We start from the raw sequence: 1,057 nt of genomic DNA, 5'->3' as shown, positions 1-1,057 counted from the left end.
GGCTTTGTTGAATAAATCAGATTTCGGGTAAGTCTCCCCCGTAGCGGGTTGTGTTTTCAGGCAATACGCACGCTTTCAGGCATACCTGCTTTCGTCATTTTGTTCAGCGCTCGTACCAGGGCCATAGCCTCCGCAACCTGACCATCGTAGTCACGCAGCGTCAGTGAACCCCCGAACAGCTGTTTTACCCGGTACATCGCCGTTTCCGCTATCGAGCGACGATTGTAATCTGTTGTCCATTTCCACCGCGCATTACTCCCGGTCATTCGCTGATTAGCCACTGCACGGTTACGGTCTGCATATTCACCGGGCCAGTAACCCGCACCTTTTCGGGGAGGGATAAGCGCGCTGATTTTCTTACGCCGCAGTTCATCGTGACATAGCCGGGTATCGTAAGCGCCATCGGCGGCGGCTGACCTGATTTTCCGGTGGGTTTGCCGGATTAACCCGGGGAAGGCCTCTGAGTCCGTAACGTTGTTCAGCGACAGGTCAGCGCAGATGATTTCATGTGTTTTACTGTCAACGGCGAGATGCAGCTTACGCCAGATACGGCGGCGTTCCTGGCCATGCTTTTTGACTTTCCACTCGCCTTCACCGAAGACCTTCAGCCCGGTGGAATCAATTACCAGGTGTGCGATTTCACCCCGGGTGGGCGTTTTGAAACTGACATTAACCGACTTTGCCCGCCTGCTGACACAGCTGTAATCCGGGCAGCGTAGCGGAACGTTCATCAGAGAAAAAATGGAATCAATAAAGCCCTGCGCAGCCCGCAGGGTCAGCCTGAATACGCGTTTAATGACCAGCACAGTCGTGATGGCAAGGTCAGAATAGCGCTGAGGTCTGCCTCGTGAAGAAGGTGTTGCTGACTCATACCAGGCCTGAATAGCTTCATCATCCAGCCAGAAAGTTATGGAGCCACGGTTGATGAGGGCTTTATTGTAGGTGGGCCAGTTGGTGATTTTGAACTTTTGCTTTGCCACGGAACGGTCTGCGTTGTCGGGAAGATACGTGATCTGATCCTTCAACTCAGCAAAAGTTCGATTTATTCAACAAAGCC

At 52.8% G+C, this 1,057-nt stretch carries 1 protein-coding gene; it reads right to left on the bottom strand.

Annotated elements, in window-relative coordinates:
• Positions 1-56: 56 nt before the first annotated feature.
• On the bottom strand, positions 57-1,025 hold the full coding sequence (locus HMPREF3138_RS16910) for an IS5-like element IS903B family transposase (RefSeq protein WP_000654812.1): 969 nt from the start codon (positions 1,023-1,025) through the stop codon (positions 57-59).
• Positions 1,026-1,057: the final 32 nt, after the last annotated feature.

Source organism: Serratia sp. HMSC15F11, from assembly GCF_001808215.1.
Lineage (GTDB): Bacteria > Pseudomonadota > Gammaproteobacteria > Enterobacterales > Enterobacteriaceae > Serratia > Serratia nevei.
The sequence above is the reverse complement of the archived record's forward strand: the minus strand, read 5'-3'. Positions and strand labels throughout refer to the sequence as shown.